This window comes from Blautia sp. MSK.20.85 (assembly GCF_013317245.1).
Taxonomy (GTDB): Bacteria; Bacillota; Clostridia; order Lachnospirales; family Lachnospiraceae; genus Blautia_A.
In genome coordinates this window covers 1-1,356 of sequence record NZ_JAAIUN010000077.1, presented here as the reverse complement: position 1 = coordinate 1,356, position 1,356 = coordinate 1, and the positions used below count along the sequence as shown (strand labels likewise).

The 1,356-nt window shown below is 42.5% G+C and carries 1 protein-coding gene; it reads right to left on the bottom strand.

Going from position 1 to position 1,356, the window contains the following annotated elements:
* The coding region (locus tag G5B12_RS18580) for a DNA topoisomerase (RefSeq protein ID WP_174088943.1) at positions 1 to 1,356 on the bottom strand (1,356 nt) is incomplete at both ends.

Genomic DNA, 1,356 nt, shown 5'->3' with positions numbered 1-1,356 from the left:
CCATCGCAGAAAGCAGGGTATCTTCTGTGTACTGTTTCGGTGGCTGTGTAAAATGCTCCGATACAAAAGAATCACAGGGACCGTAATGCTTGCCTGCCCAGATATCCAGCTCCGGCTCTTCTTTCTCAATCTTTACTCCAAAGAACTGTTTTAATTTATTTTCGATTGCCTTGAATCCTTCCTGCTTTGTTTTCTTTGCTGTGAGATAAAACGTATGATAATTGCAGGTGATCTGGCATTTATGGCTTTCATAAATATAAGGATCTGCAGTTGCTGTCAGAACCCTGGCACTGATCAGATACAAAATCTTGCGGTTTCGTTCTTTCAGTTCACCAATATCTGCTTTGGCTACTTCCATGGTTGGGATAATCGCATGGTGATCGGATACTTTCTTTGAATTTAATACCTTACTCACGTCTGGGTGATATTCCAGACCTTCAGCATAAGGCATTTTCCCAAGTAACATCTGAATCAGTGTTTCAGTGCTTTCTCCCATCTCATCTGTCAGATACTGGCTGTCTGTTCTCGGATAAGTGACCAGCTTCTGCTCATACATCTCCTGCACGGCATCCAATGTCTGCTGTGCGGTATAGCCAAACATTCTGTTTGCTTCCCTCTGCAGAGTGGTCAGATCATAAAGTTTCGGAGAGCGGACCGTTTTCTCTTTCACATCATCCTTCTCCACTTCACACATACGCTCCATACAGTCCGCAGCCACTTTATCTGCATCTTCTTTTTTCTGAAAATGCTCTGTGACCGCATCCATCTCGTCAAACTTGATATGAGCCATATAATATTTTTCTTTGGTAAATTCCTTGATCTTCTGATTTCGATCCACGATCATGGCAAGTGTTGGTGTCTGCACTCTTCCAACTTTCAGATTCTGGTTATACAGAACGGAAAAAAGACGGCTCGCATTGATTCCCACCAGCCAGTCTGCCTTTGCCCTGCAAAGTGCTGACTGATAGAGACTGTCATAACACGAACCGTCTTTTAATGACGCAAATCCTTCTTTAATTGCCTGTTCCTCCATGGAAGAAATCCATAACCGTTTCATCGGCTTTTTGCATTCTGCCTGCTCATATACCAAACGAAAGATTAACTCTCCTTCACGTCCTGCATCAGTAGCACAAATCACTTCATCTACTTTGGAATCTCTCATCAGTTTTTTCAAGATTCCAAACTGTTTCTTTGTGCCCTCCAAAATCTTGTGTTTCCAATATTCAGGCACAATCGGCAGATCTTCATATTTCCATTTTTTATATTTTTCATCGTATTCCGATGCATCGCATAATCCAACCAGATGTCCTACGCACCAGGAAACGATATAACCGTTTCCCTCCACGTAACCATCTT